The 13867-nt window shown below is 33.7% G+C and carries 15 protein-coding genes; 9 read left to right on the top strand and 6 right to left on the bottom strand.

Translation table 11 applies throughout. The features are described from left to right. Nucleotides 1–37: 37 nt before the first annotated feature. Nucleotides 38–325 carry a DUF4834 family protein gene (locus tag EYY60_RS14925; protein WP_132990120.1) on the bottom strand — a complete coding sequence of 96 codons (288 nt, stop codon included), beginning with the start codon at nucleotides 323–325 and terminating at the stop codon, nucleotides 38–40. Between the two features lie 124 nt (nucleotides 326–449). Here EYY60_RS14925 and EYY60_RS14920 point away from each other — a divergent pair, with 124 nt between their 5' ends. The 3 genes from EYY60_RS14920 to EYY60_RS14910 are packed head-to-tail and all read left to right on the top strand — an operon-like array spanning nucleotide 450 to nucleotide 3163. Next, the gene (locus tag EYY60_RS14920) at nucleotides 450–1418 is read left to right on the top strand and encodes a transporter (protein ID WP_132990119.1); all 969 of its coding nucleotides are present in this window, start codon (nucleotides 450–452) and stop codon (nucleotides 1416–1418) included. 47 nt (nucleotides 1419–1465) lie between these two features. Beyond that, entirely contained in the window at nucleotides 1466–2584 is a 1119-nt protein-coding gene (locus EYY60_RS14915) for a GTP cyclohydrolase (RefSeq protein ID WP_132990118.1), read from the top strand. A gap of 33 nt (nucleotides 2585–2617) precedes the next feature. Continuing rightward, nucleotides 2618–3163: a hypothetical protein gene (locus EYY60_RS14910; protein WP_132990117.1), complete on the top strand. Its 546-nt coding sequence runs from the start codon at nucleotides 2618–2620 to the stop codon at nucleotides 3161–3163. Nucleotides 3164–3241: 78 nt separating this feature from the next. Here EYY60_RS14910 and EYY60_RS14905 read toward each other — a convergent pair whose 3' ends face one another. After that, entirely contained in the window at nucleotides 3242–3724 is a 483-nt protein-coding gene (locus EYY60_RS14905) for a hypothetical protein (RefSeq protein WP_132990116.1), read from the bottom strand. Nucleotides 3725–3847: 123 nt separating this feature from the next. Beyond that, a complete protein-coding gene (locus EYY60_RS14900; protein ID WP_132990115.1) occupies nucleotides 3848–5107 on the bottom strand; it encodes an aminotransferase class I/II-fold pyridoxal phosphate-dependent enzyme in 1260 nt (419 codons plus the stop codon). A gap of 279 nt (nucleotides 5108–5386) precedes the next feature. Here EYY60_RS14900 and EYY60_RS22305 point away from each other — a divergent pair, with 279 nt between their 5' ends. From EYY60_RS22305 to EYY60_RS14890, 3 genes are all read left to right on the top strand, one after another. Then, nucleotides 5387–5533, top strand: coding sequence for a hypothetical protein (locus EYY60_RS22305; RefSeq protein WP_162847893.1), 147 nt, complete (start codon nucleotides 5387–5389; stop codon nucleotides 5531–5533). A gap of 188 nt (nucleotides 5534–5721) precedes the next feature. After that, nucleotides 5722–6501, top strand: a complete 780-nt coding sequence (locus EYY60_RS14895; protein WP_132990114.1) for an NYN domain-containing protein — start codon at nucleotides 5722–5724, stop codon at nucleotides 6499–6501. A gap of 31 nt (nucleotides 6502–6532) precedes the next feature. Then, nucleotides 6533–8047, top strand: a complete 1515-nt coding sequence (locus tag EYY60_RS14890; RefSeq protein ID WP_132990113.1) for an FMN-binding glutamate synthase family protein — start codon at nucleotides 6533–6535, stop codon at nucleotides 8045–8047. Nucleotides 8048–8119: 72 nt separating this feature from the next. On the opposite strand, the gene EYY60_RS14885 is transcribed toward EYY60_RS14890, so the two are convergent. The 3 genes from EYY60_RS14885 to EYY60_RS14875 all read right to left on the bottom strand — a co-directional run bounded on the left by EYY60_RS14885 (nucleotide 8120) and on the right by EYY60_RS14875 (nucleotide 10353). Further along, nucleotides 8120–8554 carry a hypothetical protein gene (locus tag EYY60_RS14885; protein ID WP_132990112.1) on the bottom strand — a complete coding sequence of 145 codons (435 nt, stop codon included), beginning with the start codon at nucleotides 8552–8554 and terminating at the stop codon, nucleotides 8120–8122. Between the two features lie 208 nt (nucleotides 8555–8762). Further along, a complete protein-coding gene (locus EYY60_RS14880; protein ID WP_132990111.1) occupies nucleotides 8763–9164 on the bottom strand; it encodes a hypothetical protein in 402 nt (133 codons plus the stop codon). A gap of 10 nt (nucleotides 9165–9174) precedes the next feature. Further along, nucleotides 9175–10353, bottom strand: coding sequence for a glycoside hydrolase family 88 protein (locus EYY60_RS14875; protein ID WP_132990110.1), 1179 nt, complete (start codon nucleotides 10351–10353; stop codon nucleotides 9175–9177). A 79-nt stretch (nucleotides 10354–10432) separates the two neighbouring features. On the opposite strand from EYY60_RS14875, the gene EYY60_RS14870 reads away from it, so the two are divergent. The 3 genes from EYY60_RS14870 to EYY60_RS14860 all read left to right on the top strand — a co-directional run bounded on the left by EYY60_RS14870 (nucleotide 10433) and on the right by EYY60_RS14860 (nucleotide 13541). Continuing rightward, nucleotides 10433–10876, top strand: coding sequence for a ribosomal maturation YjgA family protein (locus EYY60_RS14870; RefSeq protein ID WP_317128865.1), 444 nt, complete (start codon nucleotides 10433–10435; stop codon nucleotides 10874–10876). Further along, nucleotides 10848–11426: a non-canonical purine NTP diphosphatase gene (locus EYY60_RS14865; protein ID WP_132990108.1), complete on the top strand. Its 579-nt coding sequence runs from the start codon at nucleotides 10848–10850 to the stop codon at nucleotides 11424–11426. The genes EYY60_RS14870 and EYY60_RS14865 overlap by 29 nt, the downstream gene beginning before the upstream one ends. Before the next feature lie 204 nt (nucleotides 11427–11630). After that, a complete protein-coding gene (locus EYY60_RS14860; RefSeq protein ID WP_132990107.1) occupies nucleotides 11631–13541 on the top strand; it encodes a DEAD/DEAH box helicase in 1911 nt (636 codons plus the stop codon). Nucleotides 13542–13867 lie beyond the last annotated feature (326 nt).

Raw genomic sequence — 13867 nt, 5'->3', positions numbered from 1 at the left:
GGTTAAATGATGAATCCTACTTTGTCAGGATACAAACTTAATCTATTTCTTCGTAATCAACATAATCCCCTACTTTTTTGGTCTCACGAGGATTTTTTGCATTCGCAGTATTGATGATTATTTCATCATTATTATTATTTTGAGTTCTTTGCCATGAATTGTCTTGGCTATATTGTTGTTGTCTCTGAAAATTTTCACCAGCTTTCTCAACCGCTTTTTTTACTAATACTGGTAAAAAGATTTTGGCCAAAAACTTAAAAATATAATAAAACGCAATGATCCACATTATCGTTTTAAACAAATTTGTAAAAGATGCTTCTTGCATAACTAAATAATTTTTGCCAAAATTAATAAATCCGCCGTTTAAAATTAAAATATCAATCTTAAATAAATAATAAAATATAGTACATTTGAAATGCGTTATAGCTTTTTAATCAAAAAATACATTTATGTTGAAAATTAAAAACTTACTCATTGCTTCTCTTTTTTTTGCGCCCCAATTCTTTTTCGGACAATACACTGATGTTATAAATTCGAATCGTCCAGGCGAAACCATGTCGGCTTACGCTGTTGGAAAATCAGTAATTCAAGGCGAACTCGGTATTTACGGAATCAAAGAAAAGCACGATTTGTTAGATTATGACGCAAGCGGTTTCGGAACCGACTTCACGCTTAGATACGGAGCTTTTTTAGAGCAATTAGAGTTTGTTTTAGACGTACAATATCAAATGGAAAATTTTGATACTCCATACACTAGTTATAAGAAAAACAATTTCAGGCAAACCGTTTTAGGAGCTAAGTATTTAATTTACGATCCTTATAAAAATTACAAAAAGGAAGCTAATATTTACAGCTACAAAGCCAATCATTCTTTCAATTGGCGTGAATTAATTCCAGCAGTTTCTATATTTGCAGGAGCAAATTTTGTTGGTGCAAATAATCCTTATTATTTTTCTGCAGATGGAGCAATTTCTCCTAAAGTAGCATTAGTAACCCAAAACTTATTTGGAGGCGGAAGATGGGTTTTTGTAACGAATATTATTGCAGATTATATTGGAACAGACTATCCAAGTTATGGATATGTTTTAACTTTGACCCATGGATTTAATGACAAATGGTCTGGATTTATAGAAAACCAAGGATACAAAAGTGATTTTTACAGCGATGCCATCGTTCGTGGCGGTGCCGCTTATCTTCTTTCATCAAATATGCAGGTTGATGCGTCTATAAGTACAAACTTCAAAAATACGCCTTCAATATTATACGGAGGAGTTGGGATTTCTTGGCGTTATGATGGCTGGTACAAAGAAAAACTGACTGCAGTTAAAAACAAAGAAAAGGCTGATAAGAATTCTGACAACAAAAAAGACATTGATTATCAAGCAAAAGAAAGAAAACGAAAAGCTAAATACGAATAAATTTAAACTTAAGTCTCTTATAAGAGAATCTTAATAATACCACTTTAATGATTACAATAAAAGAAGCCAAAACTAAAAAAGAATTAACTGAATATATCAAATTCCCATTTTCACTTTATAAAGACAGCCCGTATTGGGTACCGCCTATTATTGCCGATGAATTGGAATCTTTTGACAAAACCAAAAACCCAGCTTTTGATAATGCCGAAGCTTATTTTTATATCGCCTATAGAAATAACGAACCTGTTGGCCGAATTACTGCAATTATCAATTGGGCAGAAGTTAACAATCAACACAAAAGAAAAGTGCGTTTTGGCTGGTTTGATGTTATTGATGATATTGAAGTTACGAAAGCATTACTGGAAAAGGTATATGAATTAGGCCGAAAACACAACTTAGAACACGCCGAAGGCCCAATGGGTTTTTCAAACTTAGACAAAGTAGGTGTTTTGACTGAAGGTTATGACCAAATTGGAACCATGATTACTTGGTACAATCATCCATATTATGTTACGCATTTGGAACAATTAGGCTTTCAAGTCGAAAAACAATATATCGAAAGCATCTTTCCTTTTTCAAATGTAAAACCTGAGTTTTTCCAAAAGGCTCAGGAATTAATCAAAAAACGCTACGGATTAAAGCCGCTTACTTTTACCAGAACAAAAGACATTATGCCACATGTTGATGAAATGTTTGATTTGTTCAATGAATCGTATGAAAAACTAGCGTCATTTGTAGCTATTTCTGATGTACAGAAAGAATATTTCAAAAAGAAATACATCAGTTTCATCAATCCAGAATACATCAAATTTGTGGTTGACAAAGATGATAAATTAGTTGCTTTTAGTATTGTAATGCCAAGTTTTGTTGAAGCTTTGCAGAAGATTAAAGGAAAACTATTTCCGTTTGGATTTCTGCAACTATTAAAGGCTAGAAAGCATAGTAAAGATGTTGTCTTTTACCTTATCGGAGTTCGACCTGAATATCAAAACAAAGGCGTTACAGCCATAATTTTTGATGAATATTACAAGACTTTTTCTGCAAAAGGAATTCAGACTTGTATTAGAACTCCTGAATTATTAGAAAATAATGCTATTCACTTGCTTTGGAAAAACTTTGACCCAACAATTCATTGCCAAAGAAAAACGTATTTGAAGAATCTTTAATTTTAGTATTCAGTCGCAGTTTTCAGTTTTAATATGAAAAAAATCGGCATAATCTTTTTAATTATAATTTCTTTTTCATTTACAAAAGATGAAAATAATCTCTTATATAAAAATTATGCTAAAGCACTAAATCAAGGTGGTACTTTTCAATTTTTTCTTGTAATTAAGATTAAAAACTTAAACACGAATGAAGTTAGAGAAATATGCACGAAAGGTGACTTTTTAAAAGGAGCAATTCATCGCGAATATAAGCTTCCCTATACTGAAAAAGGATTGATTAAAGCGCATCAAATTGCTTTAAAAAGTAAAAAAAGATATTTTGAATTCAAAAATGATAGTGCAATTGCAAATTTAGGCTTAGAATATTATTCAGTAAACGACTTGAAGAAATTAGAATCTAAAATCAACTTCAATTTACTTGCTGAAAAAATAAAGAAGAATAAAAAATGGTCTTCTTATCTTGATGATAAAGACTTAACAATGTATGCACACGCATTATTCAATAGAGGAATTTTAACTGGAGAAAATAATTGCATGGGAGGTTCTCTTATTTACGTGGGGCCTGAAACAAAATTTTAATAACTTCAATGAAAAAAAATCCATTCGCCCCCAAACGAATGGATTTTTCAGTTAATGAAACTATATTTATTCACTATTTTATTCCACTTTACAATCAACCTTACTTAAGGTGTTTTTTGCATCAAATTTTAATTTTGATTTGTCTTTGAAAGTGAATTTATCATTTACCTGAACTACATCACCAAACCCTTCGATCAAAGTTCCATCTTTTTGCAGAAAAGCAACTTCGCGGACAGACGAAACTCCTTCTGACATAAAAGTATAATCAGCAATCAAGGTGTCGCCTTTCATGTTTCCAATTAAAGTCCCTTCGTTTTTATCTTTTCCAGTTATATTATAAGTCAGTTTGCCGTTTACTTCCTGATGCGAATTAACATTAAAACTTAATTCAATTACAGTTCCATCTCCTCTAGAAGTATAGCATTGATCTCCTGATGGTTCGGCAAGTTGTGCTTTTTTAGGCGGTGTCGGCTCAATTTGAATTGGTTCAGTATCGGATGCTTTTTTACAAGAAATAAGAACGGTTAAAACAAGTGCTGCTATGGCTAATACTTTTTTCATAATTCGTCATTTTTATTTTGTTGATTGTGAAATAAAGTTAGTCCAAATAAAAAAAATCCATTCGTATAACAAATGGATTTTTTTACATAATTCCCACTTAAGAGAATCTATTTTTATTCGTAATTACGAAACGTCAACAGTTGTACGCTCAGCAATTTCTTTATAAGTTCCGTTAACTAGTTTCTCACGAATTGCTTCGAAAGCAGTTAATGTTTCTTCAATATCAGCTAATGTATGAGAAGCTGTTGGGATCATTCTTAACAAAATGATTCCTTTTGGAATAACTGGATAAACAACAATAGAAAGGAAAATACCGTAGTTTTCTCTTAAATCGTTCACCATCACCATTGCTTCCGGAATACTTCCCTCTAAATAAACTGGTGTAATACAAGTGTTTGTATCTCCAATATTAAATCCTTTTTCTTTAAGACCGCTTTGTAATGCATTTACATTTTCCCAAAGTTTGTCTTTAATTGCAGAAGATTTACGCAACAACTCTAAACGTTTTAACGAACCAATTGTTTGAATCATTGGCAATGCTTTTGCAAACATTTGAGAACGCAAGTTGTATTTTAAATAATCAATAACCGTTTTGTCTGCTGCTACGAAAGCACCAATATTAGCCATAGATTTTGCAAAAGTCGAGAAGTAAACATCGATTTCATCTTGAACTCCTTGTTCCTCACCTGCTCCAGCACCTGTTTTACCAAGTGTACCAAAACCGTGCGCATCATCAACCAATAAACGGAAATTGTATTTTTGCTTCATAGCAACAATTTCTTTCAATTTTCCTTGCTGTCCACGCATTCCAAAAACACCTTCAGTGATGAATAAAATTCCTCCTCCAGTTTCTTCGGCCATTTTAGTAGCACGTTGCAAGTTTTTCTCCATACTTTCAAGATCATTGTGTTTGTATGTAAAACGTTTACCCATATGTAAACGAACACCATCAATGATACATGCATGTGAATCAACATCATAAACAATGATGTCATTTTTTGTTACCAAAGCATCAATGATCGAAACCATTCCTTGGTAACCAAAGTTTAGTAAATAAGCAGACTCTTTCATTACGAATTCAGCCAACTCATTTTCTAATTGTTCGTGATACGTAGTATGTCCAGACATCATACGAGCTCCCATTGGATAAGCAGCACCAAACTGGATTGCAGCATCTGTATCTGCTTTACGAACTTCCGGATGATTAGCTAAACCTAAATAATCATTTAAACTCCAGTTTAAAATATTCTTTCCGTGAAATGTCATTCTAGGACCCAGCTCACCCTCTAACTTTGGGAAAACATAGTAGCCCTCTGCTTGAGAAGCCCATTTTCCTAAAGGTCCTTTATTGTCCTGAATTCTCTCGAATAAATCTTTTACCATAATATAGTGTAGTAATAATTTTAACTTAATCAGCGAGCAAAAATAATCATTATTAATTTAAAATGAAGAACCTCAATTATTTTTATTGAAAATAATTCATCTTCTAAGATTTAACAAGATTAAACTTAAAGCATTGATACAACCCTTTATAATTTAAGCCTATAGTTGCTGTTAAATCTCGACTCCAATTATAACAAATGAGAGAATAGTCCTTTATTTTTAATTTTATTTTAACCAGAGTAAAACCAAAAAAATCCGAAAAGCAAAAAAGATATTCCTATGAAAATGAAGCAGTTTATGCATTTGCTTTCGCTAAATTATTTACAAGCAACAGCAAAACAAGAGCAAAGTGTTAATTATGAAAACTTTATAGCCAAGCCGGAAGCAAATACAGAATTAGCTTCTTATTCAAACCAAGACTTTTGAAGCAAATTCAGATTTTATGTTTCACCAAATCACTTTTTCTTTTTTTTTCGTTTACAATTTTCAGCAGGAAAAACTTATTTATAACCAAACTAATTAATGCAACCAAAAACACGAATTCCCTTTTAAATTCTAATAAAAACCAATTTTAATTTTAACTTTGAGAGTATTTAATTTTTAATATCAGAATAATGCCTTTAAGCAATTCAAAAGATTTAAAACTGGCAGTCCTAATTGATGCAGACAACGTACCATACAGCAATGTAAAAGGTATGATGGAAGAAATCGCAAAACTTGGAACGCCAACAACAAAAAGAATTTATGCCGATTGGACAAAGCCAAATGCAAATGGCTGGAAAGGCGTTTTATTAGAACATGCCATCACTCCTATTCAACAATACAGCTACACCGTTGGAAAAAACTCTTCCGATTCTGCTTTGATAATTGATGCCATGGATTTGCTTTATTCTGGAAAATTAGACGGGTTCTGCATTGTTTCGAGTGACAGCGATTTTACAAGACTTGCGGTAAGACTTCGCGAATCTGGCATGAAAGTAATTGGTATTGGTGAAAAGAAAACACCAAACTCATTTATTGTTGCCTGCGACCGATTTATTTATATTGAAGTTTTGGATGGAGCAACTCAAAAGAAAAAACCTAAAGTTGTTGCTGCCGACACCAAAAAACCAGTCGAAAAACCTACAGAAAAAGCACTTCATAAAATTGACAAACAAACTATTGAACTTATAGAAGCTACAATTGAAGATATTGAAGATGACGATGGTTGGGCATTTTTAGGTGATGTAGGAAACTTGATTGTAAAGAAAAAACCAGAATTCGATCCCCGAAATTATGGTTTTTCTAAACTTACTCCAATGCTTAAATCATTGACTGATATCCTAGAAATTGACGAAAGGGAATCAGACAAAAAAGGAATCAAACACGTTTATGTACGTTTAAGATTCAACTAATATTTCATTACCTATTTAAATTTTTAAAAACATGAGAAAAAAATTCTTTATTTACGGATTCTTATTGTTTCTAATTGTTCTCGCAATTTATTATTACACTGGACGAGGCTATTTACTCGTTTTTATTATCCCGTTTTTGCTCATTGTGGGAGTTTACAACGCATCTCAAGAAAAACACGCAATTTTGAGGAACTTTCCTGTTTTAGGTTATTTCAGATACTTATTTGAAATGATTGCTCCTGAAATTCAGCAGTATTTTATCGAAAGATCTACAGACGGAAAACCATTTTCTAGAAATCAGCGCTCCTTAGTTTATCAAAGAGCTAAAAATATCGATTCGAGCACTCCTTTTGGAACGCAATTAAATTTAAATACGGAAAATTATGAAGGAATAAAACATTCTATTTTTCCAGCAAAGGTTAACGAAGAATTGCCTCGTGTATTAGTAGGCGGAAAAGATTGCAAACAGCCGTATTCAGCTTCTTTATTTAATGTATCAGCAATGAGTTTCGGTTCGTTGAGCGAACATGCCGTTCGCGCGATCAATATTGGAGCGCAAAAAGGAAATTTCTATCAAAATACGGGAGAAGGCGGGTTAACCGAATTTCATCTTGCAGGCGGTGGTGATATTACATGGCAAATTGGCACAGGATATTTTGGTTGCCGAGATGCAGAAGGAAATTTCAGTCCAGAAAAATTTTCTGAAAAAGCCAATCTCCCAAATGTAAAAATGATTGAAATCAAGCTTTCTCAAGGTGCAAAACCTGGCCACGGAGGTGTTCTTCCTGCTAGAAAAAACACCGAACAGATTGCAAAAATTAGAGGTGTTGAACCACATACCATGATTCTTTCTCCTCCTGGCCATCATGCTTTTTCAGATTCTAAAGGATTAGTGCATTTTATTAAGCAATTGCGTGATTTGTCAAATGGAAAACCAATTGGATTTAAATTATGTATTGGAAACACAGCAGAATTTGAAGCGATTTGCCACGAAATGATCGCAGAAGATATTTACCCTGATTTCATTACAGTTGATGGCGCCGAAGGCGGAACCGGAGCCGCTCCTCTTGAATTTGCAGATGGAGTTGGAATGCCATTTGAACCTGCCTTAATTTTCGTCAATAAAACTTTGGTCGGATTAAATATCAGAGATAAAATGAGAATTATCGGAAGCGGAAAAATCATTTCTGGTTATTCAATTTTACACGCCATTGCATTGGGCGCTGATATGTGCAACAGTGCAAGAGGATTTATGTTCTCTTTAGGCTGTATTCAAGCTTTGCGTTGTCATAATAACGAATGCCCGACCGGAGTTGCCACTCAAAACAAAATGCTGATGAAAGGCTTGGTTGTCAACGATAAATCAGAACGCGTGTATCATTTCCATAAAAATACGCTTCACTCGGCAAACGAACTTTTGGCCGCAGCCGGAAAAACTTCTTTTGCAGATGTTGACATTAACATTTTTATGCGAGGTGATGAGTTTACTAATTTATCTGAACTATATTTTCCAGACAATCTGACAAACGTTACCAAAAGAAATTAAACGAAAAAGCCTTTTTGAAAACAATCAAAAAGGCTTTTTTAGTTATCTAAAGTAGTTTTATATCACAGGCAATTACAGTTTTGCAGTTTCTTTTCCATTTCCTCCTCCAGAACCTTCCAATATAGCTAGTTCTTCTTTGTCAACTAATTGTTTGGCCAAAATGATATTATTATAAGACAAGAAATAAACATCAAACGACACCCCTTCTTCAATCAATTCTTGAGAAATCTGATTGTTTTTGATCATTTCTTTCAGCAAGTTTGGAAAAGATGTTTTTGTTGCCAATTTGTTCTCTTCATTGCCTTCTAAATTAGTCTCGATTCTAATTTCGATTTTATTATCATTTAAAAATGCTTTTGCGCTTGTGCTAATAATTCCTGCACCTTTTATTGATGACGAAATATTGTAATTACTTACATGCTCCTGTATTTTCTGCTTTGTGTTTTTACAGCTGGCAAGCGCTAAAATCAAAATAAATGTAAATGCGATTTGGGTAATTTTTTTCATAAATTTTTAGTTTTTTGGTTATTTTTTAACTCAAACATAACAAACTTATAACACAAAAGCAACATTGAAGTAAAAAAATAAAATTTGTAATTATTTGATTACAAATAACCTATAACCTCACAATGCAATTTTATAGCAAACAAAAAAAAAGCCCCTTTAGAGAACTAAAGAGACTTTTGAATATTTAAAAAAGATTTTGCGAATCTATTTATTTTACTATTTCTGAAATTGATTCTTTATCGATCACTTTCTTTGAAAGAACAGTATTATCGTTTGCCAAAAAATAAGCATCAAATCGGATTCCTTCTTCAACTAAATCTTTAGGAATCTGATCTTTTTTGATCATTTCTTTCAGCAATTTCGAGAATGCCAAATCACCAGCCATTTTATTCGCTTGATTTTGCTCTAAAGCCGTTTCAAATCTCAATTCGATTTTATCATCATTGATATAACCTCTTGCCGTTGTCAGCGTAACATTATCAGCTTTAAAAGTTTTTGCCGAAGCATTGTATGCTGTTACATATTCCTGTAGTTTCTGTTTGGCATTTTTACAGCTTACCAATAGCAACACAATCATGATCATTGACAAAATCTGGCTTAATCTTTTCATAGTTTTTTAATTATTTTATTTTTTGAAGTCTTAAAAGCGCTTCAAGATAATAATAATCTGCATAATTTATAGAACAATCAACTTCGCTCCCAGCTGGTTTATGACCAGTTGAATGAAGCAAAAATGCCGAATTGACATCACGGCTTTGATAATTATCTGAAAGCGAAACAATCATTTTTTTAGCTTTTGTCAAATATTCTTTTTTCAGATTTTTATCTTTGGTATAAGAGCTCAATTCCAAAAGAGCTGATGATACAATCGCAGCAGCAGACGCATCACGAGGCGCATTTGGGATGTCTGGCGCATTAAAATCCCAGTACGGAATCAAATCTTCTGTTGTTAATTTATCCAGATAAACTCTGGCTATTTTATGTGCAAAATCTAAAAATTTAGGATCTTTTGTTTCTCTGTAAACCATTGTAAAACCATAAATACCCCATGCCTGGCCTCTTGCCCACATACTATCATCACTGTATCCCTGCGCAGTTCTTCCTTTTATCTTTTTCCCCGTTTCATAATCATAAATTACAACATGGTAAGAAGTATAATCTGGTCTAAAATGATTTGCCATTGTAGTTTCGGCATGTTTTACGGCAATATCGTATAACTTCTTACTTCCTCCATTTTTAGAAGCCCAGAAAAGCATTTCTAAGTTCATCATGTTGTCAATAATCGTATTATGACCACCCATTTTATTATGAGGCCAAGACTGAATTGTTCCCACCTTCGGATTAAAAAGTGTTGCCAATGTATCAGCAGTTTTCAGAATAATCTCCTTGTATTCTTTGTTTTTTGTCAAACGATATCCATTTCCGAAACTATTAAAAACTTGAAAACCCAAATCATGATCTCCGGCTTTGCTAACTGATAAAGGAGTCAAAAATCGGCTGAATTTATCGGCTTCTTTTTCCCATTTCTTATCGCCGGTTGCTTGGTACAAATACCATAATTCACCTGGCCAGAATCCGCTTGTCCAATCTTTATAACCAACAAATTTCCATTCTTTACTCCCATTCGGAACAGTTCTAGGCGATGTCCCATCATTCGGAATCACTTTTAACGTCTTTGAAGCCTGCTCTGCACAATAATCAAGTTGTTTTTTAATATTAAACGAATTGTCTTTTTGGGAATAGCCCTGATTTCCAAGCAAGCAAAAAGCCGCAATCAGAGTGAAAAATTTTGCATTCATGTGGTTATTTTTTGAAGTATAGTTTTATTGAATCGATAAATTTATAAAATAAAGTAAACCTATCCGAATCTTTGTATTTTTGTTTACCCAAAAAAGTACTAATACCGCCAACCGAAATTTAAGTTTGAATAAAAGAAGAACTCGATATCTTATTCTATTCCTGTCAGTTATCCTTCTCGGGATTCTTTCAAGGAAAATTTCATTTATTCCCTTGTGGATTGGCGATTTTCTGTATGCTGTGATGATATATTTTCTTGTTAGGATTGTATTTTTCAATAAAAAAGCAACTTATATCTTTATTCTTTCGTTAGCAATTTGCTATGGAATTGAATTTTTACAGCTTTATCAGGCTCCTTGGATTATTGAACTAAGAAAAACGCTTTTCGGAAGATATGTTTTGGGTCAGGGCTTTTTATGGTCAGATATAATAGCCTACACTGGTGGCGTATTATTTGTCTTTTTTATCGAAAAAATCATTTTAAAATACAACAATTATGAAGCTCGTTTTCGCATCAAACAATAAAAACAAAATCAAAGAGATCCAAAGCATTTTAAACGGATCTATACAATTATTAAGTTTAGAAGATATAGGCTGTCTTGAAGATATTCCCGAAACAGCCAATACAATTGAAGGAAACGCAATTTTAAAAGCCGATTATGTAACCGAAAAATATGGTTACGATTGCTTTGCCGACGATACAGGACTAGAAGTTCATGCATTAAACGGAGAACCCGGAGTATATTCAGCACGATACGCAGGCGAACAAAAAAATGCCGACGACAACATGAATAAGCTTTTAGAGGCTTTAAAAGGCGAACAGAACCGCAATGCACAGTTCAAGACCGTTATTGCTTTGAATTTAAATGGAAAACAGCATCTTTTTACCGGAATTGCAAAAGGAGAAATCACTTTAAATAAAACTGGAAATCAAGGCTTTGGTTATGATCCGATTTTCAAGCCGGAAAATTACGGTGAAACCTTTGCAGAATTGCCTTTAGAAACCAAAAATAAAATTGGCCATCGCGGAAAAGCAACGCAGCAACTTATTGATTTTCTGAACTCAATAAAATAATTGTTTAAAATACAACATTTTAGAGGCCAAAATTTATATTTCACGACGTGTTTTTTTCGAAAATTCTTCAATCTTTAAAAAAAATCATTCCACAACAAACATAACTTTTTGATAATCAAATCATAACAAATACATAATTCTTGAAATAGCATTAGCATATCTGAATAATTAACAGTAATTTTGCACCCTATTTTAAAAATACATATGAACAAATTTGAACAATTAGGATTAAATGAATCGTTACTGAAGGCGATTTTAGATCTAGGATTTGAAAATCCGTCAGAGGTACAGGAAAAGGCGATTCCCCTATTATTGGAAAAAGACACGGATATGGTTGCGTTGGCTCAGACAGGGACAGGGAAAACGGCAGCTTTCGGTTTTCCGTTAATCCAAAAAATTGATGCTGACAACAGAAATACACAGGCATTAGTTTTATCGCCAACAAGGGAGCTTTGTTTACAGATTACTAACGAACTTAAAAACTACTCAAAATACGAAAAAGGTATTAATGTGGTAGCAGTTTACGGAGGAGCTAGTATTACAGAGCAAGCAAGAGAAATTAAAAGAGGAGCACAAATTATTGTGGCTACTCCAGGAAGAATGCAAGACATGATCAACAGAGGTTTGGTTAACATTAAAAACATAGATTACTGTGTTCTTGATGAGGCTGACGAAATGTTGAACATGGGATTTTATGATGATATCTGTTCTATTTTATCAGATACTCCAGACGAAAAAAGCACATGGTTGTTCTCTGCAACTATGCCACAGGAGGTTGCTAGAATTGCAAAACAATTCATGAGCGACCCATTAGAAATTACTGTTGGAACTAAAAACTCAGGTTCGTCTACAGTATCTCACGAGTTTTACTTAGTAAATGCTCGCGACCGTTACGAGGCTTTAAAAAGATTAGCCGATGCTAATCCAGACATTTTCTCAGTAGTTTTCTGTCGTACTAAAAGAGATACGCAGGCAATCGCTGAAAAATTAATTGAAGATGGTTATAGCGCCGCTGCGTTACACGGAGATTTATCTCAAGCGCAACGTGATGGTGTAATGAAATCATTCCGTGGAAGACAAATTCAGATGCTTGTTGCTACTGACGTTGCTGCACGTGGTATTGATGTTGACAACGTAACACACGTTGTGAACTACCAATTGCCAGATGAAATCGAAACGTACAACCACCGTTCTGGACGTACTGGTAGAGCTGGAAAATTAGGAACTTCTATTGTAATTGTTACAAAAAGCGAGTTGCGCAAAATTTCTTCTATCGAAAGAATCATCAAACAAAAATTCGTTGAAAAAACTATTCCATCTGGAATCGAAATCTGCGAAATTCAATTATTGCACTTAGCGAACAAAATCAAAGATACTGAGGTTGATCACGAAATTGACAACTACTTGCCAGCAATCAATAATGTTCTTGAAGATTTATCTAAAGAAGAATTGATTAAGAAAATGGTTTCTGTAGAATTCAACCGTTTCATCACTTACTACAAAAAGAATAGAGATATTTCAGCTCAATCTTCTGGAGAAAGACGTGAAAGAGGTGATTCTGAGCCAAGAGAATTTAGCAATAACGGAGCAGTTCGTTATTTCGTAAACATTGGTTCTAGAGATAATTTCGATTGGATGTCTCTTAAAGATTACTTGAAAGAAACTTTAGACTTAGGTCGTGATGATGTTTTCAAAGTTGACGTAAAAGAAGGTTTCTCTTTCTTTAACACTGATCCTGAGCATACTGACAAAGTAATGGACATCTTGAACAATACGCAGTTAGAAGGACGTCGTATCAATGTTGAAATCTCTAAAAATGACGGTGGAGGAAGACGTGACCACAACAACCGTGGCGGAAGACGTGATTCTGGAAGAAGAGAAGGAAACTTTGCTCCAAGACGTGAAGGCGGTTCTGACAGAGGCGGATTTAGAGGAGAAAGAAACTCTTCATCTAGACGTGAAGGTGGTTCTGACAGAGGCGGATTCAGAGGAGAAAGAAATTCTGCTCCAAGAGAAGGTGGTTTCAGAAGAAACGAAGGCGGTTCTGATAGAGCTCCAAGACGTTCTGAAAGCTTTGGTGATTCACCAAGACCAAGAAGACCAAGAAGAGATTAATTTTTCAAGATCTTAAAATACAAAATCCCAAATTCCAGACATAATTGGAATTTGGGATTTTTTTTGCCAAGAATCGTTCTCCCTGCCTCTTTTAGTCCATTAAAAGAAAGCAAGATATTTATTCAAACACATAGAAATATAGATTCGGCAGTACTTAAAAAAGGCGTTTCACTTATTTCAAACAAACATAGCAGGCTATGTGTTAGAAACTAGTTTCTTTTTTAAGCTCTTTTCAAAAAATGAAATCTATGTTTCTATGTGTTGAATAAAAAAATATGAATTACACGCCGCAGTTTAAAAGCAATTCTTTTTTGCTTTGTTAATTT

It is taken from the genome of Flavobacterium zhairuonense (assembly GCF_004352915.1).
GTDB classification, from domain to species: Bacteria; Bacteroidota; Bacteroidia; order Flavobacteriales; family Flavobacteriaceae; genus Flavobacterium; species Flavobacterium zhairuonense.
This window is presented reverse-complemented; position numbering and strand designations above follow the sequence as displayed.

What these genes read in the sequence shown, in the direction of transcription:
- EYY60_RS14925 (WP_132990120.1), bottom strand. Translation starts at nt 325, where the DNA reads ATGCAAGAAGCATCTTTTACAAATTTGTTTAAAACGATAATGTGGATC.
- EYY60_RS14920 (WP_132990119.1), top strand. Translation starts at nt 450, where the DNA reads ATGTTGAAAATTAAAAACTTACTCATTGCTTCTCTTTTTTTTGCGCCC.
- EYY60_RS14915 (WP_132990118.1), top strand. Translation starts at nt 1,466, where the DNA reads ATGATTACAATAAAAGAAGCCAAAACTAAAAAAGAATTAACTGAATAT.
- EYY60_RS14910 (WP_132990117.1), top strand. Translation starts at nt 2,618, where the DNA reads ATGAAAAAAATCGGCATAATCTTTTTAATTATAATTTCTTTTTCATTT.
- EYY60_RS14905 (WP_132990116.1), bottom strand. Translation starts at nt 3,724, where the DNA reads ATGAAAAAAGTATTAGCCATAGCAGCACTTGTTTTAACCGTTCTTATT.
- EYY60_RS14900 (WP_132990115.1), bottom strand. Translation starts at nt 5,107, where the DNA reads ATGGTAAAAGATTTATTCGAGAGAATTCAGGACAATAAAGGACCTTTA.
- EYY60_RS22305 (WP_162847893.1), top strand. Translation starts at nt 5,387, where the DNA reads ATGAAAATGAAGCAGTTTATGCATTTGCTTTCGCTAAATTATTTACAA.
- EYY60_RS14895 (WP_132990114.1), top strand. Translation starts at nt 5,722, where the DNA reads ATGCCTTTAAGCAATTCAAAAGATTTAAAACTGGCAGTCCTAATTGAT.
- EYY60_RS14890 (WP_132990113.1), top strand. Translation starts at nt 6,533, where the DNA reads ATGAGAAAAAAATTCTTTATTTACGGATTCTTATTGTTTCTAATTGTT.
- EYY60_RS14885 (WP_132990112.1), bottom strand. Translation starts at nt 8,554, where the DNA reads ATGAAAAAAATTACCCAAATCGCATTTACATTTATTTTGATTTTAGCG.
- EYY60_RS14880 (WP_132990111.1), bottom strand. Translation starts at nt 9,164, where the DNA reads ATGAAAAGATTAAGCCAGATTTTGTCAATGATCATGATTGTGTTGCTA.
- EYY60_RS14875 (WP_132990110.1), bottom strand. Translation starts at nt 10,353, where the DNA reads ATGAATGCAAAATTTTTCACTCTGATTGCGGCTTTTTGCTTGCTTGGA.
- EYY60_RS14865 (WP_132990108.1), top strand. Translation starts at nt 10,848, where the DNA reads ATGAAGCTCGTTTTCGCATCAAACAATAAAAACAAAATCAAAGAGATC.
- EYY60_RS14860 (WP_132990107.1), top strand. Translation starts at nt 11,631, where the DNA reads ATGAACAAATTTGAACAATTAGGATTAAATGAATCGTTACTGAAGGCG.